At 65.6% G+C, this 22,056-nt stretch carries 20 protein-coding genes and 1 pseudogene; 10 read left to right on the top strand and 11 right to left on the bottom strand.

What is annotated here, in order from left to right; genetic code table 11:
* Positions 1 to 33 precede the first annotated feature (33 nt).
* On the bottom strand, positions 34 to 360 hold the full coding sequence (locus ACFY0T_RS03100; RefSeq protein ID WP_388864262.1) for a nuclear transport factor 2 family protein: 327 nt from the start codon (positions 358 to 360) through the stop codon (positions 34 to 36).
* A gap of 132 nt (positions 361 to 492) precedes the next feature.
* On the opposite strand from ACFY0T_RS03100, the gene ACFY0T_RS03105 reads away from it, so the two are divergent.
* Both ACFY0T_RS03105 and ACFY0T_RS03110 read left to right on the top strand, forming a co-directional pair.
* The gene (locus ACFY0T_RS03105) at positions 493 to 1,056 is read left to right on the top strand and encodes a DoxX family protein (RefSeq protein WP_388864263.1); all 564 of its coding nucleotides are present in this window, start codon (positions 493 to 495) and stop codon (positions 1,054 to 1,056) included.
* Positions 1,057 to 1,245: 189 nt separating this feature from the next.
* Entirely contained in the window at positions 1,246 to 1,605 is a 360-nt protein-coding gene (locus ACFY0T_RS03110) for a MazG-like family protein (RefSeq protein ID WP_388864264.1), read from the top strand.
* A 292-nt stretch (positions 1,606 to 1,897) separates the two neighbouring features.
* Here ACFY0T_RS03110 and ACFY0T_RS03115 read toward each other — a convergent pair whose 3' ends face one another.
* The 4 genes from ACFY0T_RS03115 to ACFY0T_RS03130 all read right to left on the bottom strand — a co-directional run bounded on the left by ACFY0T_RS03115 (position 1,898) and on the right by ACFY0T_RS03130 (position 5,554).
* Positions 1,898 to 2,077, bottom strand: a complete 180-nt coding sequence (locus ACFY0T_RS03115) for a hypothetical protein (protein ID WP_388864265.1) — start codon at positions 2,075 to 2,077, stop codon at positions 1,898 to 1,900.
* Positions 2,078 to 2,255: 178 nt separating this feature from the next.
* Entirely contained in the window at positions 2,256 to 2,477 is a 222-nt protein-coding gene (locus ACFY0T_RS03120; protein ID WP_054237256.1) for a helix-turn-helix transcriptional regulator, read from the bottom strand.
* Complete coding sequence (locus ACFY0T_RS03125) at positions 2,477 to 2,968, bottom strand: DUF2975 domain-containing protein (RefSeq protein ID WP_388864266.1); 492 nt, start codon at positions 2,966 to 2,968, stop codon at positions 2,477 to 2,479. Before ACFY0T_RS03125 ends, ACFY0T_RS03120 begins: the two co-directional genes overlap by 1 nt.
* A 489-nt stretch (positions 2,969 to 3,457) precedes the next feature.
* Positions 3,458 to 5,554 (bottom strand): UvrD-helicase domain-containing protein, encoded by a 2,097-nt coding sequence (locus ACFY0T_RS03130; RefSeq protein ID WP_388864267.1) that lies wholly within the window; start codon positions 5,552 to 5,554, stop codon positions 3,458 to 3,460.
* 560 nt (positions 5,555 to 6,114) lie between these two features.
* Here ACFY0T_RS03130 and ACFY0T_RS03135 point away from each other — a divergent pair.
* Both ACFY0T_RS03135 and ACFY0T_RS03140 read left to right on the top strand, forming a co-directional pair.
* Positions 6,115 to 7,659: a choice-of-anchor P family protein gene (locus ACFY0T_RS03135; protein WP_388864268.1), complete on the top strand. Its 1,545-nt coding sequence runs from the start codon at positions 6,115 to 6,117 to the stop codon at positions 7,657 to 7,659.
* Positions 7,652 to 7,990, top strand: a complete 339-nt coding sequence (locus tag ACFY0T_RS03140) for a hypothetical protein (RefSeq protein WP_388864269.1) — start codon at positions 7,652 to 7,654, stop codon at positions 7,988 to 7,990. The genes ACFY0T_RS03135 and ACFY0T_RS03140 overlap by 8 nt, the downstream gene beginning before the upstream one ends.
* 57 nt (positions 7,991 to 8,047) lie before the next feature.
* On the opposite strand, the pseudogene ACFY0T_RS03145 reads toward ACFY0T_RS03140, so the two are convergent.
* Both ACFY0T_RS03145 and ACFY0T_RS03150 read right to left on the bottom strand, forming a co-directional pair.
* Positions 8,048 to 8,494: pseudogene (locus ACFY0T_RS03145) on the bottom strand (LacI family transcriptional regulator); the annotation flags it as partial.
* 570 nt (positions 8,495 to 9,064) lie between these two features.
* On the bottom strand, positions 9,065 to 10,903 hold the full coding sequence (locus ACFY0T_RS03150; protein ID WP_388864270.1) for a DUF262 domain-containing protein: 1,839 nt from the start codon (positions 10,901 to 10,903) through the stop codon (positions 9,065 to 9,067).
* Between the two features lie 419 nt (positions 10,904 to 11,322).
* On the opposite strand from ACFY0T_RS03150, the gene ACFY0T_RS03155 reads away from it, so the two are divergent.
* Together ACFY0T_RS03155 and ACFY0T_RS03160 are read left to right on the top strand one after the other, a co-directional pair.
* On the top strand, positions 11,323 to 11,733 hold the full coding sequence (locus tag ACFY0T_RS03155) for a hypothetical protein (RefSeq protein ID WP_388864271.1): 411 nt from the start codon (positions 11,323 to 11,325) through the stop codon (positions 11,731 to 11,733).
* Entirely contained in the window at positions 11,711 to 12,250 is a 540-nt protein-coding gene (locus ACFY0T_RS03160; RefSeq protein ID WP_388864716.1) for a phosphotransferase family protein, read from the top strand. Before ACFY0T_RS03155 ends, ACFY0T_RS03160 begins: the two co-directional genes overlap by 23 nt.
* 7 nt (positions 12,251 to 12,257) lie before the next feature.
* Here the strand turns inward: ACFY0T_RS03160 and ACFY0T_RS03165 are convergent, their stop codons facing one another.
* Complete coding sequence (locus tag ACFY0T_RS03165; protein WP_388864272.1) at positions 12,258 to 13,508, bottom strand: hypothetical protein; 1,251 nt, start codon at positions 13,506 to 13,508, stop codon at positions 12,258 to 12,260.
* Positions 13,509 to 13,906: 398 nt separating this feature from the next.
* Here ACFY0T_RS03165 and ACFY0T_RS03170 point away from each other — a divergent pair, with 398 nt between their 5' ends.
* From ACFY0T_RS03170 to ACFY0T_RS03185, 4 genes are all read left to right on the top strand, one after another.
* Entirely contained in the window at positions 13,907 to 14,458 is a 552-nt protein-coding gene (locus tag ACFY0T_RS03170; RefSeq protein WP_388864718.1) for a bifunctional DNA primase/polymerase, read from the top strand.
* Positions 14,448 to 14,759 carry a hypothetical protein gene (locus tag ACFY0T_RS03175; protein ID WP_388864273.1) on the top strand — a complete coding sequence of 104 codons (312 nt, stop codon included), beginning with the start codon at positions 14,448 to 14,450 and terminating at the stop codon, positions 14,757 to 14,759. Before ACFY0T_RS03170 ends, ACFY0T_RS03175 begins: the two co-directional genes overlap by 11 nt.
* Before the next feature lie 13 nt (positions 14,760 to 14,772).
* Entirely contained in the window at positions 14,773 to 15,096 is a 324-nt protein-coding gene (locus ACFY0T_RS03180; protein WP_388864274.1) for a hypothetical protein, read from the top strand.
* A 400-nt stretch (positions 15,097 to 15,496) separates the two neighbouring features.
* Entirely contained in the window at positions 15,497 to 17,242 is a 1,746-nt protein-coding gene (locus ACFY0T_RS03185; RefSeq protein WP_388864275.1) for an AAA family ATPase, read from the top strand.
* A gap of 590 nt (positions 17,243 to 17,832) precedes the next feature.
* Here ACFY0T_RS03185 and ACFY0T_RS03190 read toward each other — a convergent pair.
* The 3 genes from ACFY0T_RS03190 to ACFY0T_RS03200 form a co-directional block, all read right to left on the bottom strand.
* Entirely contained in the window at positions 17,833 to 20,604 is a 2,772-nt protein-coding gene (locus ACFY0T_RS03190; protein WP_388864276.1) for a tetratricopeptide repeat protein, read from the bottom strand.
* A 53-nt stretch (positions 20,605 to 20,657) separates the two neighbouring features.
* Complete coding sequence (locus ACFY0T_RS03195) at positions 20,658 to 21,077, bottom strand: hypothetical protein (RefSeq protein WP_388864277.1); 420 nt, start codon at positions 21,075 to 21,077, stop codon at positions 20,658 to 20,660.
* A 380-nt stretch (positions 21,078 to 21,457) separates the two neighbouring features.
* A partial coding sequence (locus ACFY0T_RS03200) for a tetratricopeptide repeat protein (protein WP_388864278.1) occupies positions 21,458 to 22,056 on the bottom strand: 599 nt, incomplete at its 5' end.

Consider the following 22,056-nt stretch of genomic DNA (forward strand, 5'->3'; position numbering starts at 1 on the left):
TGCACGCGAAGGCAAGCCCTCGGTGGAGGACGGTTATGCCTGGCCGGTCTCGAAGCGGGTGATCTTGCCCGCGTCGTCGACGGTGAAGCTCCACTTCGTCTTCATCTCGCCCCAGGTGTCGTTGCTGTAGTGGGCGATGAGGGTGTGGCCGCCGTTGGACTCGTTGTCGACGTCCATGTGGCCGTGGGAGGAGAAGATCTCCCGGTCGGTCCACTCGTCGATGTCCCGGTCGGAGCCGTCGTCGGACATGGTGGCGCCGGGCGCGAGCAGCGCCTGGAAGGCCTCACGGTCGTGGGCGTTCACGGCGGTGACGAAGGCCCGGACGGCCGGGTCGCTGAGTTTCGCTACCTGAATCGTCATGCCAGCCAGACTCACACCGCTCCCCGGCGTCCGCCACCCGAACGGCTGCCCGGGGGCGTCGGGCTCGTCCGAACGGTGCGACGGTGGAAACCCGGGAGGGAACCGTTGCCGCCGTCTGCTCTGGGAGTCACCGTGGCCTGTTTCGACCGAAGAGATCTGGGACTGCTTCTGCTCCGTCTGGGCACGGGCGGGGTGTTGGCCGCGCACGGAGCGCAGATGCTGTTCGGCTGGTTCGGCGGGGGCGGCATCGCGGGGACCGGGGCGGCCATGGAGGCCATGGGCTACGCGCCCGGGAAGGCGAGCGCGACGGCGGCGGGGCTCGCGCAGGCGGGCGGCGGCACGATGCTGGCGCTGGGCCTCGCGACACCGGCGGCCGGTGCGGCGGCGGCCGGCGCGATGGCGGGCGCGGCGGCGGTGCACGTACCGAGCGGGTTCTTCGCGCAGAGCGGCGGCTACGAGTACGCCGCGTCGCTGGGCTTGACGGCGGCGGGCCTCGCGGTGACGGGCCCCGGCCGGCTCTCCGTGGACCATCTGCTGGGCCACACGGTGAACCGCGGCTGGATGGTGCCGATGGCCCTGGGCGCGACGGCGGCGGTCACGGCGGTGGTCGTGGGCGCCCGGAACAAGCGGGTGCGGAAGGCGGCGGAGGGCGAGCAGGAGATGCTCTTCGACGAGCAGGCGTTTGTGGACGAGTAGGCGCTTCGGGGCGACGAGCAGGCGTACGTCGACGAAGAGGCGGCCGGGGCCACGAGCAGGGCGTACGTCGACGAGCAGGCGCGCCGGGTGCACGAGCAGACGTACGCCGGCGAATGGGCGTTTGTCGCGGAGTCGGCGTCGGGTCGACGAGGAGGCGTCGGGCGAGCCACCTCCGGGGAGGCTGGCCCCATGACTGACTCCGAGGAAGCCGGCCCCATGGCCGATGCAGACGTCTGGGACTCGATCGACCGCCTGCACGCCTGGCTGGACGCCAACCGGGCGCACGGCGGCCGGGAGGGCCTGCTCCTGCGCATGCTGAAGCTGTCGGAGGAGGTCGGCGAGGTCGCCCAGGCGGTGATCGGCGCGACGGGCCAGAACCCGCGCAAGGGCACGAGCCACACCTGGGACGACGTCCAGTCCGAGCTCTGCGACGTCGTCATCACAGCCATGGTGGCCCTGCGCACGCTGGCACCGGACGCGCGCGAGGTCTTCATGGCCCACCTGGCGGGCGTCACGGAGCGGTCGCTCGGGGCAAGCTCAACTCCCTGAGCAGCGAGAGCACTTGCGACCTGTCGACCTACCGACCTGCCAGTGTCCGAAGGCATTCACCCCGCGGACGTACGCGCGCCACGTGGAGTTGGCGGGCGCAGAGGCGGATACGGCCGCTCGCACGGCTTCCTCATAGGTACCGCGTTGATTTGCTCGTACCGCCATGCCGCCGCCTGACGGTCAAAGCGGCCGACGGCACCTGTGTGGACCTCACGGCCGCACCCTGCTCTCGAATGCGCCAGGCCCCATCCCGGCAGGGCTTCGGCGTAGTCGCGTGATGTCCGTTTCGTGATCATGTGAGTCCGAGGAGGGCGAGAGGTCGGCTGGCGTCGCGGGCGTTGCGCCGGAGGCCGGCGGCGATGCTGCTCTTCCCGGCGAGGCGAAGGGCGCCGATGGCGAGGTTGCGCCAGGTCGCCATGGCGCGGGGTGCGGAGCCGGTTCGCAGCTGGGAGGCGTCCTCGGCGAACGTCACACGCGGTCAGCGCAAGCATGACGACCAGAGCGTGCCGTACGCCGCGCGGATCGCGAGGGTCGGGCACCTCGGCCAGACGCTCCAGCAGGCCCGGGATCTCCCCGGGTACGGCCCCGGGATGCTCGCGGAGTTGGTCAAAGGCAAGCGGAATCGGCGATGACGCGTCGGCAGGCACGGTTCATTCGCCCGCGGTGTCCTCGGCCTCCCAGCGAAGCAGGTCGCCTGGCTGGCACTTGAGCACCTCGCAGAGCGCGGCGAGCGTCGCAAAGCGCACCGCCTTGGCGCGGCCGTTCTTGAGTACCGCCAGGTTGGCGGGCGTGATCCCTACGCGGTCTGCGAGCTCGCCCACGGACATCTTCCGCCTGGCCAGCATCACGTCGATGTCGACGGCGATCGGCATCAGATCACCTCGTCCAACTCGGCCTGCATCTGCGCCGCTTCGACGTCGCGGGCGACGGCCTGGGCGAGCAGCATCCGCAGCACGAGCACGATGAGCGCGACTCCCAGGATGGCCACGCCAATCCCGCCCATGATGAGGGTGACGCCCGGGTCCTCCCGCTGGCCGGGCGCATTCAGGGCCGTGACCGCGAACCACACGAGAGCAGCCGTAACGATCGCGCCGATGATGACGTCCACGTACCGGAAGGCGGCGTGGGAGAACACGGTTCCGCGTCGCACCATCGTTACCAGTCGCCATACACAGACCAGGGCGACCTGGGCCGTCCCGATGCCCAGGATCGTGATCACGCGCAGCGGTGTCAGCGGGAGCGACCCGTCCTCCGGGTCACTCCCGCTGACCAACGCCCACACCATCAATGCCTGTACGAACACGGTGCCGGTGAGCACCACCACGAGCACGGCACGCAGCGCACGCACTGTCAGCTTTCCCATGGCCCATCCTTCCATCGAGCTACGATGGGAATCTATCGAATCTCGATAGGTGAAGCAAGGGCTGGGTCGGAGGGCGGGCGGCGGTTTCGCACCATGGCAGGATGCCGCCGCCCCCTCCCGCGGCATGGCGCGATGCGAAGGTTTTCGATCTTGCCGAAGTCGACCTCGCTTAGCCACAAATCGGACGCCATCCGACTACGCCGAAGCCTTGCCCATCCCGGCATCACACTCTTACTGAATGTAAAGCCAGCAGATTGTGAAGAGCGCATCAGGTGAAGAGCAGGCCCTCGGGCGACCTCATTGAATTGGACGGATACGAGTCCGTGTCCGTGCGCCCCCGCGCCACAGCCACCCCAAGCACCGCCCGATCGGCAGCAGAAGTCCTTGGCTTCAAGCCACAAACCGCGGCAGCGTGATCACCAGGGGCCCGCCCCTGAATCGCAACCGGGATTCGGTGTGCGCGAACTGGACCACAAGTCCTGTCCGTCATCACCCCTCTGGCTGCCGGTCCACACACCCCAGCCACAGCACGTCACGCGCTCGGGTCATGGCCACGAAGAGTTGGCTGCGGGCCAGCTCGTTGCGCTCGCGTTCGGTTTCCGAGGCTTCCGCGTCGGGTGTGCGGGAGCCGTTCACCAAGGTCGCGTCGTGCTCGGGGAGGTAGACGCGCTTGAACTCCAACCCCTTGGCTCGGCGGTAGCTGCCGAGTTTGACGGCGTCGATGGGGCGACCGTCGTAGTGCTCCAGCAGGCATACGGGGATGCCTGCCCGTTCGAGGAGCCGATGGTAGTGGCCGATGGCGCGCATGGACGGGCACAGAACCGCGGTGTCGGCGCGGTCTTCGGGCGGCAGGTCGCGCAGGGCTTCCAGGAGGGCCTGGTCGTGCTCGGCCGGTGTCGGCTTCGAGACACGGATCACCTGGCCATCGTGATACGTGAGGTCGACGTCCCGGCGGCCTGGCGTGCGCAGCCCGTCAATATCCTCAAAGGAGTCCCCGGCGACGACCGCGAGCGCCGTGTCGAGAATCTCCTTGCTGTTGCGGTAGTTGGTGCGCAGCACTTGCCCGCGGTCACCGCGAATGTCGATGTCGGCGTCGGACAGGCGGAAACCACCGGGGTAGACGGCCTGTTGGCCGTCACCGACCAGCAGCAGTCCGTTGGGCGCATCGCCTACGAGAGCGTGTAGGAGCCGTACTCCGACCAAAGTCAGGTCCTGGACCTCGTCGACGATCACTGCCGCGTAACGGTGTTGTGCCGTACTGCGCCGCGCTTCTGCCAGGGCGAGCGAGAGCAGGTCGTTGAAGTCGTGCACGCCGCGCTCGATGCGGAGCGCTTCGTACGCCTCGTACAGAGCCCAGACGGCCTGCCGATGCGGACGTCGCAAACTCGCGCGACGGCGCCGGCGGGGCACCGTGGCGTATTCCTCGAAGGACGTGATGCCGCGACCCTTGATGACGTGGTCGATCTCCTCCTTCCAGTATCCCGGGGCCGGGTCGATCTCAGTCAGGGCGCTGTCCCTGCCGACGTGCTTCCAAGCGAGGCTAAAGGCGGTCTGGGCCTTGTCTCCGTGCAACCGGACCGGCACACCGCTGTCGTGTAAGAACTCCTGGGCCCAGGAGTGCAGGCTACGGAAGTCGACCCTGTCGGCCACTGCGGGAGACATGGTCTTGAGGAAGGTGGCCTGCACCCGCGGAAGGTTGTTGGCGAAGGTTACGTACAGGAGCCGTCCGGTGGTGCGCTGGGCGAGGTAGGCCGCGCGGTGCAGGCCGACGACGGTCTTGCCAGTGCCTGCCGGGCCGCTGATCCGTGCGGGGCCTGCCCAGTTGCGGCGTACCAGAGCTACCTGGTCGGGGTGGAGGAAGGTCATCCACTGTTCGATCGGGGCCTGCAGCGCTTCTTCCAGAGCCGCCTCGCGCAGTCCGTCAAGGTCGAACAAGCCGTCGGACAGCTCTCCTTGGGGCTGTGCCCGAAGCGGGGACGGTGCCGTCGGTGTTGCGGACGATCCCTCGTACTCGGGGAAGACCCGCTCCAGGTGATCGGCGATGGCACGTACGGATTCGGCGCGAAGTCGACTGCGCTCCGACAGCAGAACTGGCCCGACCTCATGCTCCCCCAGTAGCCGGATCCTGCCCAGCCCAGCATCGACGCGGTGCCCCGCGAAAACCATGAGGGGTTGGAGCGCGACCGGGGACATCCCCAAGGACGCCACCGCCGACTCGGCCACCTTCGTCACAGCCAGGAGCTTGGCCGCGTCCTCATCGCGGGGCTCACCGCCAGCGCGGAGCTTTCCCCCCGAAGTCTCTGGCGCGGAGCGCCAGTTCTTGACGCCGACGACGAACACACCACCGGGACCGACCAACAACATGTCCACGTTGGCCACCCGCGTACCCGGCCACCTGCGGTCAACCAGTAACCGCCACCCGCGAGCCGTCAGAACCAACAGCTGGGCGGCGACCCTGCGTTCGCCCTCGCTGGCGGCTTCCCAACGGCCAGCCTGCTGCCGGGCCGCCTGCCACTGCTCCCTGAGCAGCCGCTCCTGCCGCCGCGCCTCCTGCGCCCGCCGCGACGCCGATCCACCAGCCGCCATGCCACGCTCCCTCGTACGCAGAGTAGTGATCTTAAGACGATCAGCGATGGACAGGGCAGGGCGCACGACTGACCAGATCGTCCCCGCCGAACGACTTCAGCCATGCCCGCGGTCATCGGACACACGGCGTTGAAGCTGGCGCACCGTCGATAGACCACGCACCACCGGGAAGGCTGCGCCGCTGTGGCCGATCAGGGATTCCGCGGTGGATGAGGAGCCTGATCACTGACCTCCAAACGCACGTAACGGCTACCCCGCGCTGACAGGACTCGCCGTCGCGCGACAACTATTTGTCATGTCCCTTACTTGGCGGCAAGGTGGTGTCCCCGTGGCGGTCAGGATGTCGCGGGGACGCCGGACCGTCATGGGACGGCCGGTCACAAGGAGGGGATTCCGTGCCGGTTCTTCATGACCCCCGGCGCACACTCACGCGTGCCCCGGCGCGCGGCCGGGCACACCGACGTCTGTCATCCGCCGTACTCACCCTGTTGCTGGGGCTGTTAGGTGCGCTCTTAGCGCCCGCCACCGCATCCGCCGATCCCGGTGACCCGAATCCGAACATGATCGACTGGACCGTCGTCGACACCTTCCGGGGGACGGCGGGCAACGACATCCCGTTGCGTGAAGGACAGAACGACTGCAAGACACCTCAGTGCAACCCTCCCGTGGACGGCTTCGGCAGGCGGCACATCCTGGAACACGGTGTGGTGCCCGACCACGACGACATCCAGGAGACCGTCGGCACCGAGGGCTTCTGCGTCCCCGCCCCGGACAACCGGGTGATCTGCACCAACACGGACGCCAGCCTCGTCGTCGTGTACGTCACCCACAATGATCCGCGCTCGGGCGACGGCAGGCCGTTCGGGATCATCACCGCCTACTACTTCCTGCCCTGCTTCCAGGCCGCCGACTGCCCCGGTCCCGAGCAGCCACACAAGGTAGACACCGCCCTGACCTACACCGGTACCGACAGCGCGGTGAACGGATCCCCGGCCCGCCTCTCGGCGAAGCTCACCAACGTCTTCGGGACGCCAGCCGACGGCCGTGCCGTGCGGTTCGCGCTGGGCACCGGAGCCACACAGCAGACGTGCACCGGCACCACCACGGCGTCGGGCACGGCCAGTTGCACGATCGCCTCGGTCGACCAGCCACAGGGAACGTCGAACGCGGTGCCCGTAGCCGTCACCTTCGGCGGCGACGACGACTACAACCCGTCCAGCACGTCCGCCGAACTGGGTCTGACCTCACCGACCACACTCGACTACACCGGCGTGACGCACCTCGCCAACGGCACTCCGGCCCAGCTGGCCGCCAAGCTCACCGACTTCCACGGAGATGCGTTGCCGGGGCGCAGTGTGCGCTTCGTCCTCGGCGCCGGTGAAGACCAACAGTCATGCACCGGAACGACGGGCAACACCGGGACCGCTACCTGCACCGTCGCGTCGGTGGACCAGCCGCTGACCGACTCCGCCACCGTCCCGCTGCGTGCGTCCTTCGCAGGTGACGCCGGCTACCTGGCCTCCGAGACCTCCGCACAGCTGAAGCTCCAGTACGCGACGGGCCGCGCCTACGGCCTCTCGGCGCACGTCGCTCTCATCGGCGTACCGCTCCTGGAGATCGAGCCGCAGCCCGACACCGGGACCGTCCGTACGGCGGACGCGAGCGCAACCGACACCCCGTGCTCGGCCGAGTACAGCTCGCCGCTGCTGTCGGTGCAGAAGCTGTGCCCCAAGGTCACCACGACGCTCGCCCCCGGCAAGGTCACGGCGACCTCGACGGTTGCGCAGGCCCGCATCGGACTACCCGGTGTGCCGGTCATCGAGGTGTCCGGGCTCACCGCAGTCTCCAGCAGCGAATGCGGCAGGACCACGGGCAGCACCACGCTCACCCTGAAGATCGCGGGAGTTCCGGTTACGGTGTCGGGTGATCCGAATACGGAGATCCCGCTCGTCGGAGGTGGTCGGCTCATCGTGAACGAACAGCTGCCCTCGACCGGCGCCGATGCCGGCCTCAAGGTCAACGGCGTCCACCTCGTCCTTCCCGCCGGTGGCGGTGAGGTCGTCCTGGCTTCCGCCGACAGCGCGATGCACAACTGCGGTGACTGACGACCACGCCGGTTGGGGCGGGCCGCAGGAATATACGGACGTGTTCCTGCGGTCCGCCCGCCAGGCTGTCCTGGATCTTTGCGACCGACGGGGCGGCGAGTTCGAGTCACTCACCGGCGAAGCCGTATCCGATGCCGCGGACAACGTGGTCGTCGCCGCCACCGCCGTGGTGCTCTTCCGTGGCCGTCGCTGCGTCTTCCGCCGCGGGATCTGGCCGCCGAGCCACCCCGCCGCCACGCAAGCCGCCATCTACGCGACCGTCCTGGAGGAGCGGCTGCTGACGCGGGTCCACCCCCGGCTCGGCGACGACGTGTCGCCAGTCGACCTCTGAGAGCGCGCACTCACGAGCGTCGGTCAATCTCTGAGAGCGCGCACTCACGAGCGTCGGTCAATGCGCAGCTCCTCCGCTCGGACTGGCCGTCGTGGCACGAGCGCGTAGCAGCCGATCGAGTACAGCGACCGGCGAGCGCGGGTGCAGGCTCCGGCGGACGTCGAGCGCTGCTTCCCACTGCTCGGTCAAGCCGACCTTGAGACGCTCACGCATGCCAGGGGTCACGTGGGCGTAGCGCGCCGAGACCGAGCCGTCGATGTGGCCCATGCGCTCGTCCATCAGCACCTTCTCGGTGCCGAGGTCCTCCATGTGCGTGCGGTGGGAGTGGCGTAGGCCATGCGGGGTGAGCCCTCTGGCGATGGGCAGCCAGCAGGCGTCGGCCCGGCCTTGGGCGTTGCGGCCTCGGACCGGGATGCCGGGCAAGGGGTCGCCGAGCAGCGGAACCGGGCGGGCCTCCTGAGGTGCATTCTTCGGGTAGCAGCCGGAGGTGGCAGGCGCGAGCACAGCATGTGGCTCATGGCGAGAGCTGCGATGCGCTGCTGGAAGTCGACCCCGGAGTGCGTAGCAGCGCCCCCGCTGTTCCCCGTCAAAGCCCCTCTCTGGCGGACGCACGCATCGTACGACGCCCAGCCCCAGGCCGACTGCTGGTCGCTTACCCCGGAGGAATCCAGCGGCCTGCGGCATGGCTGTTATCTCGGCCAGGGCCACGGCGTTCGGCACGCCGTCTATACGTATGAAAGCGCCAAAGGGCTGGTGACCGATGACCTTTCCGGTGCTTCGGGCCCCACGGGCAGAGTCGCGACGGCGGCCGCCTAGCTCCGTCGGACCGCGTCTGCGGTCGGCACTTCCGCGCCACTGGGCCACACGTACGCATCCATCGGTAGATCACGACGCAGCGAGTGAACGGGGGCTTAGAAAGCGCCTGCCGCCTGCAGCGCCATCCCTGGTCTGACCTGGTACATAGCGCTGCGCTACCTTTGCTGCCTCCGGCCTTCAACACGTATTCGACTACGGGGCCGACATGGATCCGCTCCACCGGCCGCCGATCCGGCTATGGACCCACGGAAGTAGGGATCACAGATCGTCGGTGTCGTCCGCCACGTCGAGGCTGATTCCGGGAGCATTGGCAGTCGATTCGTCATCCAGGATTGCCTTGCCCATTGCGGCCGAGATGCCGCCGAGCAGCGCAGTCCTTCGAGCGGTGAAGAACCCATCGAAGTCGTCGGTAGCCATCAGTTCCGGTTGGGCCAGGTGGGAGCGGATGCGCTCGGCCACGCCTTCGTGAGGGGTTTCCGCGACCTTGATTAGACGACTGAGGTAGTCGGAGGGGGCCGCACCTCCGATGATTCGATTGGTACGGGCGGTCAATGGCGTCTTGTTGATAATCGAGTTGTAGTCAGAGGGTTGGTATCCCGCCTTGTCGCACCACGCCTTGGGGAAGATGTGGTGGATGTCGATGGACTCGTCGAAGTACCCGGTGACTTCAGCCTTCTCCCCGGTGCGCCAGTCCACGGCCCCAGCCTTGAGTAGCAAAGCGTAAATGCCCTTGTAGGCAGCGCTGTTGCGAGTACGGAGGGTCAGCAGACGTCCGGGGGCGAATTGGGCGGCGGTGACGGTCCGGGGCTCGACCGTATCCCCGCGGATCCAGTCGACGACGTCCGGCAGGTCTTGGCTGAACCGGGTCTCGGTCGATCCGCCGTAGAGCTCCCCGAACACACCGCACCAGTACCAGCGGGCGAGCTTATGCTGGGCTCCGGCGCTCTGCGCGGCGTCCCCGGCCAGAGCCAGGATCGCGGCGAGTGGTATCAACTGGGTTCCGTAAGGCAGGAACTTCGTATCGAAGACGTACTGCTGGTGCAGGAACTTCGCCGCCGCCTTGAATCCGGCGATGACCGATGGCGCGAAGCGTACGTAGTCCTCCAGCGAAAGGGCGAGCATGTCCTTGCGCTTGCAGCCGATGCGCGGCAGACGCTCTTCCTCCATCCCCCGGTCGGCCTCGTGTCGGCGCCGCTCGGCCGTGGCCAGCAGGGTCACCGCCTGGAGGAAGTCGGTATTGGAGACCTCGCGAAGGATGCGGTACTCAGGTGCCTTCCAGGCAGAACGGCACTCTTGCTCCCAGTGGTTGCGTAGATCGAACTCGTCCGCCGCGTAAGTGGCCGTCAGCAGCTCGAAGACGGTCAGGGTGACACCGCCGGTGTTGACCTTCTCGAACACCTGGCACACGGCTTGGCGCGGGGTCGCCTGCCCTAGTTCGATGACCGGCACGTGGTAGCGATCGAAGGGGCGGACGAACGCCTCGTTGAATTCGCGCCACAGCCTCCGCTTGTCCTTGTCGCCGTCCCAGTAGTCGGTGAACTCATAACCCCAGTCGCCGCCGTCGAAGACCGCCTGGAGCGGGAAGAGATGTGCTTGGTACTCGCGCTCGGGAGTCGAGTAGTCCTCGATGACTTGGCCCCGGAAGTTGAGCACTTTGCGTGATTCAGGCACAAAACGGATGGCGTCCTCGCGGTCGCCGTTCTCGTCGAGTGCCTGGACCATATCGACGTAAAACCAGCCAAACACTTGCTGCTTGCGCAAGTCCTGTGTGACCACCGGGCCCTTCAACTTCAGGGCCTGGAACAGCGACGTTAGCCGCTGCTGTCCGTCGAGCACGAGCGTGTCAGGCTCAGGCTCGCCAACCGGGGTGGCCCCTTCTATCGGCCGATACTTGAACCGAACGTCGCCACCCGCCCTGAGCAACATGACGGTGCCGACGGGATAGCTCAGCGAGATCGACGCTAGAAGGCTGGCAATGTTCGGATAGGGCCACACCCAGCCCCTCTGGAACTCAGGCAGTTGGGCCTTGCCGACCTCAACCTGCTGCAGCAGATCGCGCAGCGGGCGCTTGTCGATGCTGAACGCTTCGTCGGCCACATCGGCTCCTTAGGGCAGCCGGTCACCCCCGGTGGGCGCCTGAGCTCGCTATCTCATGGCACGCTCAAAATTACTAGACTGCACCGCGGCGAGTCTCGGAGATGTAGAACAACCTGAGCCTCAATCAGGACCTGGCCACGTCCTACGTGCCTGCGGGTTCGCCAGCTGTACTCAGTCGTCGACCGTGGTCCGGCGCGACCCGCTCGACCCCTAGCCAAGCCCGGAATCTCGGACCGAGTCGCGTACGTGCAGCCTTCGAACCGGCGCATACGGCTCCGGAGCCCGGGTGAGGCCGTGAGCCTTCCAGCGGCCTGACCTGCGGGGCAGCGGCCGACGAGGGGTCCGCAGAGCAAGGTCATTACGTCCCTATTACGTGGGCGGCCTGTCGAGCGGCAGGGCAGCGCCGTATGGTCGAAGACATGATCTCGGGCAGCGGCGGGGGCCAGGACGGCGGCAGGGAGTTCACGGCGGACAGCCTGGAGGCGGTCCTACGCGAGGCGTGCAGGACGGCTGAACTGGACCCGGATGGCGCCGAGTTGCTGCGACTCGGCTCCAACGCCGTGTACCGCTTATCGGCCTCGCCGGTCATCGTGCGGGTGGCTCGCGACCACGATGCCCTGGAGGAGATGGAACGGGCCGTACGGGTCGCGCGGTGGCTGGAGGCGGAGGACCTTCCGGCGACCCGGGTGCCGGCCGGAGTCACGCAACCTCTGATGGTCGGCGGCCGGGTCGTGACGTTCTGGGAGAGCGTGCAGGAGCACGAGGAGTACGGGACGGTGGGGGGAGCTGGCCGATCTGCTCCGTCGGCTGCACTGGCTCGAAGAGCCTGAGGCCCTGAGGCTTCCGTACTTCGATCCCTTCGCGAAGCTCTGGGCATCGCTGGGGCAGATGGACGGCGTCACGCAGGAAGACCGCACGTTCCTGGAGGAACGAGCCGGGAAGCTCAACAAGGACTATGACCGGCTCGACTTCGTGCTTCCCTTCGGCATGATCCACGGGGACGCGAACATAGGCAATGTGCTCCGTCACCGGGACGGTCACGCCGTTCTGATCGACCTCGACGGCTTCGCGCTGGCCCCGCGTGAGTGGGACCTGATCCTGACTGCCATCTTCTACGAGCGGTACGGCTGGCACTCGCGGGCGCAGTACGAGGAGTTTGTCCATCGCTATGGCTTCGACCTGCTGAACTGGCCGGGCTACGAAGTGCTCGCCGATCTGCGCGAGTTGATGATGGTCGTCTGGATCGGGCACCAGGTCGGCACGAGTGAGAGGTCCGCGGAGGAGTTCAAGCGGCGTGTGCGGTCGTTGCGTACCGGTCTCGGTCGCAAGGAGTGGCGACCTTTCTGACGCTGCGTCAGCGTTCGTCGGGTGAGCTGGCAGCGACCCACAACCGGTGTTCTCGGGCTTGATCCTGGAAATCCCGTACGACGTTGTTGTCTTCGGCGCGTGAGAGATGTTGGCGGAACTCCGCGAGATAGCTCACGCAACGCGCCGACTTGAGCTGTTCGCCCAGATCCAGTGCGTCAAGCGCCACGTGGCAGGCCTCTTCCAGATCACCCGCGCGAAAGTGGGCGTCGGCGAGAACCATCGTCGCGAAGAAATCACTTCGGACGTGGTTGCCGCTCATGGCGTTCGACGCGTGCGTGACGGATTGACGGGCGCTGTTGACGTCACGGAAGCAGTGGGCGGCTTCCGCGGCGAGTTCCACCTCGTCGAAGTAGCTGATCCACTCGGGCTCGTCGTCGCTGTTCCGACTCTCCAGAGCCTGTGTCGCTGCTGCGAGTGCGAGTTCGCACGCGCGGGTGTCTCCAGTACGGGCCAGGGCGCGGGCCTCCATGGCATGGAACTGCGCGCGGAGGGTCGGTGTGGCCACCGGCGAGATGCCCATGAGCGCCGCTCGGGCGAGCGTGGCGCCTTCCGTGTAGCGGCCTAGGAACGTGGCCTGGTGACTCATGGCGGACAGAACGCTCCCGGCGAGACGGCGATCGTTGGCGTCCTGGGCGAGCCGGAGAGCCTGGAGGAAGTACCGCTGCGCGAGGCCGTGATGGCAGGTGTCGTACGACATCCATCCGGCGAGGAGCGTTGCCTCAGCTACGGTGGAGAACAGGGCGCGGCCGACCGCTTCCGTGTACCGGCCGTTCAGCAGCGGGGTGACATCGCGGCTGAGGTACTGGATCACGGCGAGCCGTGCGTGTTCCCCTCCGAACCGGTCGTCGAGCTGCGCGAATAGGTCGGCGGTCGTTTTGATCGTCGCCACATCGGCGAGACCGACGTGCGGGCCGTCATCGCGCCGTGGGGATGGGAACGAGGGCTCGGGGGCAACGAGCCACCGTAAGGATGCCTCGTTCCAAGCAGGTTCAGACGGTTCGGCCTCGAACAACGGCTCGTAGCCGTTGAGATCGGCACGCCACAACCGTCCGACGGTCTCGATCGCGGCATCAGGACTGGCCGGGTAGCCGGCCTCCAGCAAGACCAAGTCCTCCCCGCCGGAATGGTTCAGCCCCAGTTCCGCGGCGCCGGTTCGGAAGGCCTCGGCGAGAAGCGGCCCGTAGAACTCATCCGGAACGCTGTGGCCGTTCTCCCAACTCGCGATGCGCCGCTTCACGCTGGCGTCCGCCGGGAGCTGGTGCCCACGTCGGGCGGCTATCTGGCGCAGCTCCCGTACGAGGCGGGGCTGACTCCAGCCCCGGGCGGTACGAGCTTCACGTAAGCGGACACCGATCGACTGCATCGGAAACGCGCCCCTTCCTTCCCACTCGTGCGCCGTGCGGCAAGGCAGTCCCACAGATGAATGTACGCGTCGGTGGTCGCCGGGCACGCGCTGTAGTCGAATTCCCTTCTGATGACCGGTAGGTGACGGGGGATGACGCACGCATACCGGCGACGTCATCTCCTGTCACCACTCGTCATCTGCCCAGGTCAGAGGCCCTAGGCCGAGTCTGGAACCGCGGCGGCAGAGAGGCTGTCGGCGCGGCCATACTGAGGTGAGATGACGTGCAGAGGATGACGAGGCGGGGCGTCGAGTGGCTGTCCGCTGCTGCTGACGACCCGGAGATGTGCAGGGCACACTGGGCGGACGACCCTCGCGCACCCTGCTTGCTGCCGACGGGGCGTCTCTTCGACGTGGTGGCGGTCGACTACCGCACTGGCCTGGAGACCTTCGACCAACTTGTACGCCGGGAAATGCCGCTCGGCCCGGTCATGGTTGACCACGCGGCCCGGCGGGTCGGCTTCTTCCTCAGCTCCCAGTTGCGTGACCGCTTCATCCGCTTCCTGGACAGGGCGAGCGACAACCCGCCCCCGTACAAGTACCTGAGTCAGGACGCGTTCGTCGTCGTTCCCGGCCCCATGCCCATGTCCGGCGACCGCTGCCAGTGGCTTCGCGCCCCGGTACGTCGCCCGGAGGCCGACCCGCTGCGTCCGGTCGCTCTGGCGTTCATGTTCGTGGCCGCTGCTGACTTGCTGGCACGGGTTGACCACTACGGCGAGCAGTACCCGAATCCGGCGGCAGCAGCGGCGGATGCGCTGGAGGGGACGACGGCCGATGAACGGTGAGGGCGAAGAACGCCACGACGTTGCCCACTGGTCGCCCCTGGAGAGTGAGGGGTGGTACGCCGCCCGAGGAGCCACAAGCGCGCTGCGCGATGTGCTGACGGCGGCGGGACTGGCGAAGGACTTCCCGTATCTGCGGGCGGACTTGAACGCCTTCGGCCACGGGCTGATTGAACTCGGGCGCATTTCGCCGGAGACGGCGGAGCGACTGGCGGATCTGCTGAAACGCGCACTGTCATGCCAACCGGGACCGGACGGCGCGGATGGTGCGTGCGGCGAACCGAGCGACTTACGCAAGAGCTGAGAGGTTGGAAGACGTGACGGACCGGCGAGGAGTGGTAGCGAAGCGGGCCGAGAACTTGGCGCCCGACGTGCCCTACGTACGTGGCTGGATTCGCGCTCGGCGCGGCGCTGAAGCGCTGGCGCGACAACTGTCCGCGCTCGGCCTGGAATCGGACTTCCCCGGCCTCAGCGCTGACGTGAACGTTTTCGGTGACGGCCTGGTGCGCCTCGGCTCGATCCGGCCAGAGGCGGCGGCACTGCTGGCGGAGCTGATCGCCTCGGGACTAGCCGCGGAGATGCCGGACTGCGCGGCCAGGGTGCCGGAGGAACACGGACACCTGGACACTCCGGCGGCCTGACACCTGCCGCCCACAACTCCGGTCCGCTGCGGACGACGTACAGAGACTCCCCTCCCGCAGTGGATCGGACCCCGGCCCTGTGTACCGGCTGCCTCAGCCACGGCAACCGGCGCACAGGGTTTCGGCATGTCGCTGAACATCTCGTGCAGGGTGGTCGCCTCCGACCGCCCGGCCGGGACCGGCGCCCCAGCGCCGCAGCCCGGACGTGACGGCGGAGGCGACCACCCACGCGTACGGGACTCCTCAACGGCGGCTGCCCGCACCCCGTGGGCAAGGCCAATCGCGGTCTGATGAGCTGGCCAGCCGGGGGGCTGTGACAGTGGCCAATCAATAGCGCGCGGCGAGACGGAGCTATACATTCTGTGTGGGTGGTCCGTCGAGGCTGAGCGCTGGGGGGCGCATGACAAGAAACAAAGCGGAGCGAGGAAGTGATTTTTCCAAGGTCCGTGTTTCGCAAGTGACCGCAGAGAGCTTTCGAGGAGTTCCAGGAAAGCTCGAAGTTTCGTTCCTGCATTCCAGCGGAAAGCCGAGTTCGAGTCTTATTTTCGGAGACAACGGGTCGGGAAAGTCGTCCATAGTTGATGCCATTGAATGGGCCTGCCAAAAGGCGGTAGGTCGCAACAAGTCTGTACGCTTAAACTCGGCACCGTCTCTCGCCAACCTCGCCTCCGGTGGCACAAAATGCTCAGTTGAAGTAGATCTTTCGGACGGTTCCTCAGTGCGGCGTTGGGCAACGTTCGGCGATAAGGGAGCGCAACTGTTCGGGGATAGAGTCCCTAAAGCCTTTTCGCGTATTCCGATGAGCTTAAAGCGGGCTGACATCCTACGTTTTCTTGACACCCCGGCCATCAAGCGTGGATCAATTTTTGTCGATCACGCTTTGGGTGACGATGTCTCTTCAGTGTCATCTCTTACAACTGAGCAGCAAGCTGTTGTAGACGAGCGCCATGAGGCGAAGCGATTGATGCGGGAGGCGGCGGTCAGTCTTGCCGAACTGGTCGGAGTCGATCCTCCGCCGCGAGATGCGATCGATATAGCAGAGATGATCGCGGTGGATGTCTATAAGAGACTGCCCGTGGTAGACAGGATTAAGGTTTCTCTGCCTCGCGCAACTCAAGAGCTAGTTGACGAAGTTAATAGGCATAAGGAAAGAGTGCAGCAGCTGAACCAACGGGCCAAACGGCTCCGACTTCCGAGTACGGCCACAACTGAGCGCTTGCTTGCAATGCAGGCTCTGCTTAGTGGAGTCGGCGACTGGCTGACGTCTGCTTTTCTGTCTGTAACAGGCGCTCCTTACGTACAGCGTGTCGAGCCGATATTTGGGCGCCTTAGTGACGTCTCTTTGGAAATTCGCGTAGTGCTTGAAGGTCATGTCACCACGACACCGGAAAAGGTCTTCAGCGAGGGGTATCAAGATTTGATTGCCGTCTTGTACTTCCTGGCGGTAGCTCGTGCAGCCGGAGGACAAGGGCAAGCGAGGGTGCTAATTCTCGACGATGTTCTACAGAGCGTCGATTCAAATATCAGGGTTGCGCTGATGGAACTGGTGGTCAAGGAGTTTAAAGAGTGGCAGCTATTGATTACGGTTCATGACCGGCTTTGGCGTAACCAGCTTCGGGATATATTTCAGCGCACTGGTCACCCTGTAGTTGAAATTGAGATTAGGCAGTGGGACTTCGGTGGTGGCCCGCACGTCCTGTCGGCTGCACTGGATCCTGCGAATTCACTATGGTCTGCTCTGGACTCGTCGGACCCATTCATGGTTTGTGGCGTCGCGGGACGACTTCTTGAACAGATCTGTGATCGTCTTAGTTGGACAATACCGATTAGTGTCAAGCGTAAGCGCGGAGATGCCTACACCCTCGCTGATATGTGGCCGGGAATAATGAAGGAGCTGAAGCGCACATCAAGTACTGCACTCTTGACGAGAGTGGATACATGGGTTCATCTACGCAATGCGGCGGGAGCGCACTATAACGAGTGGGCCGAAGGTGTGTCATGGGCGGAAGCCGAGTCGTTTGGCTACTCTGTTCTCGAACTTTACGAGCAGGTTCACTGTGATTCTTGCAAACAGTGGGTGGAGCGTGTGGAAGCTAAGCGGCTCGTATGCCGCTGCTCGGCCGTGAGTATTGATCCGGTTTCCTAGACCCATGCCAGCATCTCGCGGCACGGCGTTCCATTCGCTTGTTAAGGAACCGGTTCGAGCTGGAGCGCGCGGGGGCACGCTGCCGAGCATCAGCTTGGGAAGCTCGGGTTTCTTGGCGGCGGTTGCTGCGCTGACCTGCGGCGGAGTGGTGCTGGAGCCCTGGTCGCCTCTGGGGCCAGTCCCCGCTGTTCCCCGTGGTTCCCCGCAGGATCTGGCACGCGAATGGCACGGTCCCTTCGCCTCGAACGTCCCTTGGCGAAGCTGGACCCCGGAGCGTCTGAGCCTCAGCCGACGACAGTCAGCCACGATGGCGGGTCAGCCGACCGTGCAGGCGCGCGTGTGCCTCCCTGTACCCCTGCCGGCCTGAGCCACGCTGTCCGGCCGTCGACCAGAGCAAGCCCCGACGGCGGAAGCGCATGGGTGGCGCCTTGCGCGATGACCTCTTCGTCCCGAAGCAACTTGGTTGGGGGCGGTGCCTCGGGACATGGTTCCTCTCACCTGGGTGGATGGTCCGAAGGCGTCCGCGCTTGTTCGCCGGTGTGCGTCGGTGTTGTCACGCAGTTAGACACTCAGCGAGGCCACGGTTCTCCTCAGCCGGTCGCGTGAGGGCGCTGGCGATCGGCTTTGCTCGTAGGCGGTACCGTGCCTCCTTGCTGTCCTCCCTGGGTTGCGTGGCGTGCGTGGGCGAGGTTGCTGCGGCTGATCAAAGTGTCGGGGTGAGTGTTGCCCAACACCTGTTCACATTGAGCGACGGTGACCTCATACAAAACGGTTGCCCGGTCCCGCTGGCCGGCCTTGAAGTAGGCGCTGGCCAGGTTGTTGCGCGTAGTCAGTGTGTGCGGGTGGGTCTCCCCGAGGACTTGCTCGCGTTGAACGAGGGCGGTTTCAAACAGAGGGACGGCCCGCTCTAGGTCTCCCGCTGACTCGTAAGCGCTTGCGAGGTTGCTACGGCTGAGCAGGGTATATGGATGCATGTTTCCCAAAACCTGCTCACTTTGGGCAACGACTGTCTCAAACAACGGGATGGCTCGAGTCAGGTCGCCGCCTTCGAAGTACGCGCTGGCGAGGTTGTTGCGGCTGATCAGGGTGTCGGGATGAGTATCTCCCAGGACCTCCGCACGTTGAGCGAGTGTCGCCTCGTACAGAGGGATGGCCCGCTCCATGTCTCCCACTGACTCGTAAGCAGTGGCCAGGTTGTTGCGGCCGTTTAGGGTGTCAGGATGGGTTTCTCCCAAGACCTGTACCCATTGGGTGATGGTGCTCTCTAGGAGAGGGATGGACCGATCATAATCCCCTGCCTCCTTGTAAGCGAAGGCGAGGTTATTTTTGCTGATCAGGGTGTCGGGGTGAATATCTCCCAGGACTTGTGCACGCTGAGCCAAGGTGGTCTCAAACAAGGGGATGGCCTGCGCGAAACTTCCCGACCCTTGATATGCGTGGGCGAGGTTGTTCCGAGTTTGCAAGGTGTGAGGGTGGGTGGCGCCCAAGATTCGCTCGCGATTCGCCAAAGTGATCTCGTAGAGGGATATGGCACGTTTCAGATCCCCCTTTGACTCATACGCATGCGCAAGGTTATTAAGACTATAGAGCGTCTGGGGGTGCGCATAACCAAGGATCTTCTCGTGCTTAGCCACTGAATCCTCAAACAAGGGGATGGCCCGCCCTAGATCCCCTACTGACTCGTAAGCGTAGGCTAGGTTGTTTTGGCTGGTCAGAGTAGAGGAGTGCTCGGCACCTAGTGCTTCTTTTCGCTGAGATAAGGTGACCTCGAACAAAGAAATAGCTCGCCCCCAATCTCCCACCGCAGAGTAGGCGTAGGCGAGGCCATTGCGATTGGCTAGGGTCGAGGGATGGGTTTCTCCCAGGACTTGCTCTCGTTGAGTAAGGGTTTTTTCATGCAGGCTGATTGCGCGACGAAGTTGCCCAGCTACGTGATAGGCGCAGGCAAGATTTCCGCGACTAGCCAGAGTGTAGGGGTCGGTGTCGCCTAGAACCTCTTCACATCGGGCAAGCGTAGCCTCATGAAGAGGGATGGCGCGCGCGTCCTGACACTGCTCATGTAGATGTGCGATGACAGGTTGGTAGAAATCGGGAGGTTGCTCGGTAGCGTAGCCAGCTGGAGTGCTGGAAGCGAGAGCAATCACATGCTCGATTAGCTGCCGCCACTGCTCTAAAGGCGCCGCCTCGTCGGCACCATCTGCGTATAGGAGGTGGCCTACTACATGTTCGGCCTCACGTCTCCCATGCGGCGGGCCATCCTGCGACCCGGCGTTACGCAATACGGTTTGCACTAGGCGGTGGACGCTGAGGGCCTGGCGGTCGGTGCTGTGGGAGATCATGTTGTACGCGTGCAGAGCACCCAAAGCCTCGCCGAGGGCGCGCGGATCGGGGCAGAGCGGGGCGAGCAGGCTGCGGGGGATGTCGTCGGGTGCCAGCCAGGCCATGGCGTTGAGGAGGGTGATGGCCTGCGGGTTGCGTTGTTTGATAGCGATCAGAGTGTGGTGCCAGACACGGGCGATGGTGCGTTCGGGATCGATTCCTCCCGCAGCCGTGTCCATTACATCGCTCAGCATCTCCCGGTAGCCGGCCAGCGAGGTGCCGGTCTCGAAGATGTAGGCGCCGGCTTGTTCGAGTGCCAGGGGAAGGTGGCCAAGATCGGCTGCAAGGGCTGCGGCGTCCTGGCGCTGTGTCGGCGTGGGAGTGTGACTTTCTCCCAGGGCGAGGGTGCATAGCAGGGCGACGGCTGCTTCGGGGGCGAGCAGGCCTAGGGACATGGTGGGAGCGATGGCGTGCCATCCAGTCGCGGTGCGGCTGGTGGCCAGGTGATGCCCGTCAGGGAGGGTGCCGAGGTAATGGCGCAGGTCGTCGGGGCGTTCGACATTATCGAAGACGAGCAGCCAGCCGGGATGCCATTGCAGCCAAAGGATCGCCCACGCTGCACGCTCATGTACGCCTGTGGTGGTGGCCCACTGCGGGCACAGTCGTGTGGCGAGGCTGGCTAGGCTGGCGATGATCTGCTCGGTGCTCGCGGCGTTGATCCACCACACCAGTGTGTACGTGCGCCTGTGAGTATGGGCGTAGTGAAGGGCGAGTGTGCTCTTGCCGATACCGCCCAGCCCGTGGATGGCCCGCGTCCCGGACATCTGGGTGACGGCAGCCTCGCCCTCTGAGGCCAGGAGGCTGCGCAGTTCGGTGAGTTCGCTTTCCCGTCCGACGAACACGCCGGATGCCGAATTGGGTAGGTTCCCGGCCCCTGGTGGCGCTTCCGCCTCCTTCGCCCAGCCCACGGCCTCGGCTGGCAGCATCACCACCTGGGTACCGTCGCCGGTGATTGCTACGCCTACATCGCCACCCACCGCCATGGACCGCAGCCCCGTTGCCTGCGGACCACCTCCCTGGGGCATCGCGCTGTCCGTCATGGGTTGACCGTCGTGTTGTCCCCGGTGACGGCCGTCCCGATCGTCTTGGCGGCAATGGATCGCTCACCCGACGCTGTCACATGCACCGTCTCACCGGCCGCAGGCAGCATGCGGGCCAGCTCCGCCAGCAGCTCGGCATCATCACGCAGAGCACGCTTGATGTGCTGACGCAGAGCAGCCGCCGCGTCCCCATCGTCCGGTGCTACGGCTACGTCTTGGACGGCGACCTCCAGTTCCGCCCGCCCCTGGTCGTCACGGCGGCGCCACACTGCCTGCAAAATCCGCCGACCCAGGTTTGCTGTGGCGTCCGCGGCCGCTCTTTCCATCCGGGTGAACACAGCCACGCCGTACGCGCCGACAGCGGTAGTCAGATACGGTCCCGCCTGCTCGACCAGCTTCACGATTTCCGCGCTCACTTGATCCCCAAATCGTACGGCTGTGAAACGACTAGCGTAGAAAACGGCAGGCACTCGTAAGACCAAAACGCGCAAACCGTCCACAGCGGTTTCAGCACACCCCCATGCCAGACCTGCCGATCCCCAGCAGTCTGGCACCGTCTCTATCAGGTCGAGCATGGGAGGTCGGCGCGCTGGGGGCGCTACTACGGCGGGGAGGATTCGAACCTGCGACACCCGCTTTAAGGAGTTCGATCCGAGCGGGGCCTGGCTGCGCTCGGCGACTGATGCGACGGCCGGACAGACGCGCTGATGTACGCCTTCGTCCGGTGTCGTTGATGTCAGTCGTGGATGTCAGCAACCTTCTGATCCGTAGCTCTATGCGGATCGGGCAGTACCAGTCATACAGGTCGCTTGGCTGCTTCTGGAGGAGGTTGTCGGCTGGAGGCGGTCGCAGGGGTTGCGGTATCTCGTTGCTGTACGGCCTGGGCGACCTTACGGATCCTGGCGAGGTGGTTGCGGCTGATCAGGGTGTCGGGGTGGGTGTCGCCCAGGATCTGCTTGCGTTGGGCGAGGGTGGCCACATGCAGGGGGATGGCGCGATCTAGATCGCCCGCCGCCTGATAGGCGCTTGCAAGGCTGCTGCGGCTGGTCAGGGTGTTGGGGTGGGTGTCGCCCAGGATCTGCTCGAACTGGGCGAGGGTGAACTCCAGCAGAGGAATGGCGCGATCCAGATCGCCCGCCACCCGGCAGGCGTTGGCGAGGTTGTTGCGGCTGATCAGGGTGTTGGGGTGGGTGTCGCCCAGGATCTGCTCGCACTGGGCGAGGGTGAACTCCAGCAGAGGGATGGCGCGATCCAGATCGCCCGCCGCCTGATAGGTGCTGGCGAGGTTGTTACGGCTAGCCAGGGTATTGGGGTGGGTGTCGCCCAGGATCTGCTCGAACTGGGCGAGGGTGACCTCCAGCAGAGGGATGGCGCGATCCAGATCGCCCGCCGCCT

It is taken from the genome of Streptomyces sp. NPDC001530, assembly GCF_042894545.1.
In the GTDB taxonomy this organism is placed as follows: domain Bacteria; phylum Actinomycetota; class Actinomycetes; order Streptomycetales; family Streptomycetaceae; genus Streptomyces.

Bases quoted from the DNA above. Each gene is read 5' to 3' on its own strand.
- ACFY0T_RS03155 (WP_388864271.1), top strand. From the start codon at position 11,323: ATGATCTCGGGCAGCGGCGGGGGCCAGGACGGCGGCAGGGAGTTCACG.
- ACFY0T_RS03135 (WP_388864268.1), top strand. From the start codon at position 6,115: ATGATCGACTGGACCGTCGTCGACACCTTCCGGGGGACGGCGGGCAAC.
- ACFY0T_RS03185 (WP_388864275.1), top strand. From the start codon at position 15,497: ATGACAAGAAACAAAGCGGAGCGAGGAAGTGATTTTTCCAAGGTCCGT.
- ACFY0T_RS03100 (WP_388864262.1), bottom strand. From the start codon at position 360: ATGACGATTCAGGTAGCGAAACTCAGCGACCCGGCCGTCCGGGCCTTC.
- ACFY0T_RS03125 (WP_388864266.1), bottom strand. From the start codon at position 2,968: ATGGGAAAGCTGACAGTGCGTGCGCTGCGTGCCGTGCTCGTGGTGGTG.
- ACFY0T_RS03175 (WP_388864273.1), top strand. From the start codon at position 14,448: ATGAACGGTGAGGGCGAAGAACGCCACGACGTTGCCCACTGGTCGCCC.
- ACFY0T_RS03110 (WP_388864264.1), top strand. From the start codon at position 1,246: ATGACTGACTCCGAGGAAGCCGGCCCCATGGCCGATGCAGACGTCTGG.
- ACFY0T_RS03120 (WP_054237256.1), bottom strand. From the start codon at position 2,477: ATGCCGATCGCCGTCGACATCGACGTGATGCTGGCCAGGCGGAAGATG.
- ACFY0T_RS03190 (WP_388864276.1), bottom strand. From the start codon at position 20,604: ATGGCGGTGGGTGGCGATGTAGGCGTAGCAATCACCGGCGACGGTACC.
- ACFY0T_RS03130 (WP_388864267.1), bottom strand. From the start codon at position 5,554: ATGGCGGCTGGTGGATCGGCGTCGCGGCGGGCGCAGGAGGCGCGGCGG.
- ACFY0T_RS03170 (WP_388864718.1), top strand. From the start codon at position 13,907: ATGACGAGGCGGGGCGTCGAGTGGCTGTCCGCTGCTGCTGACGACCCG.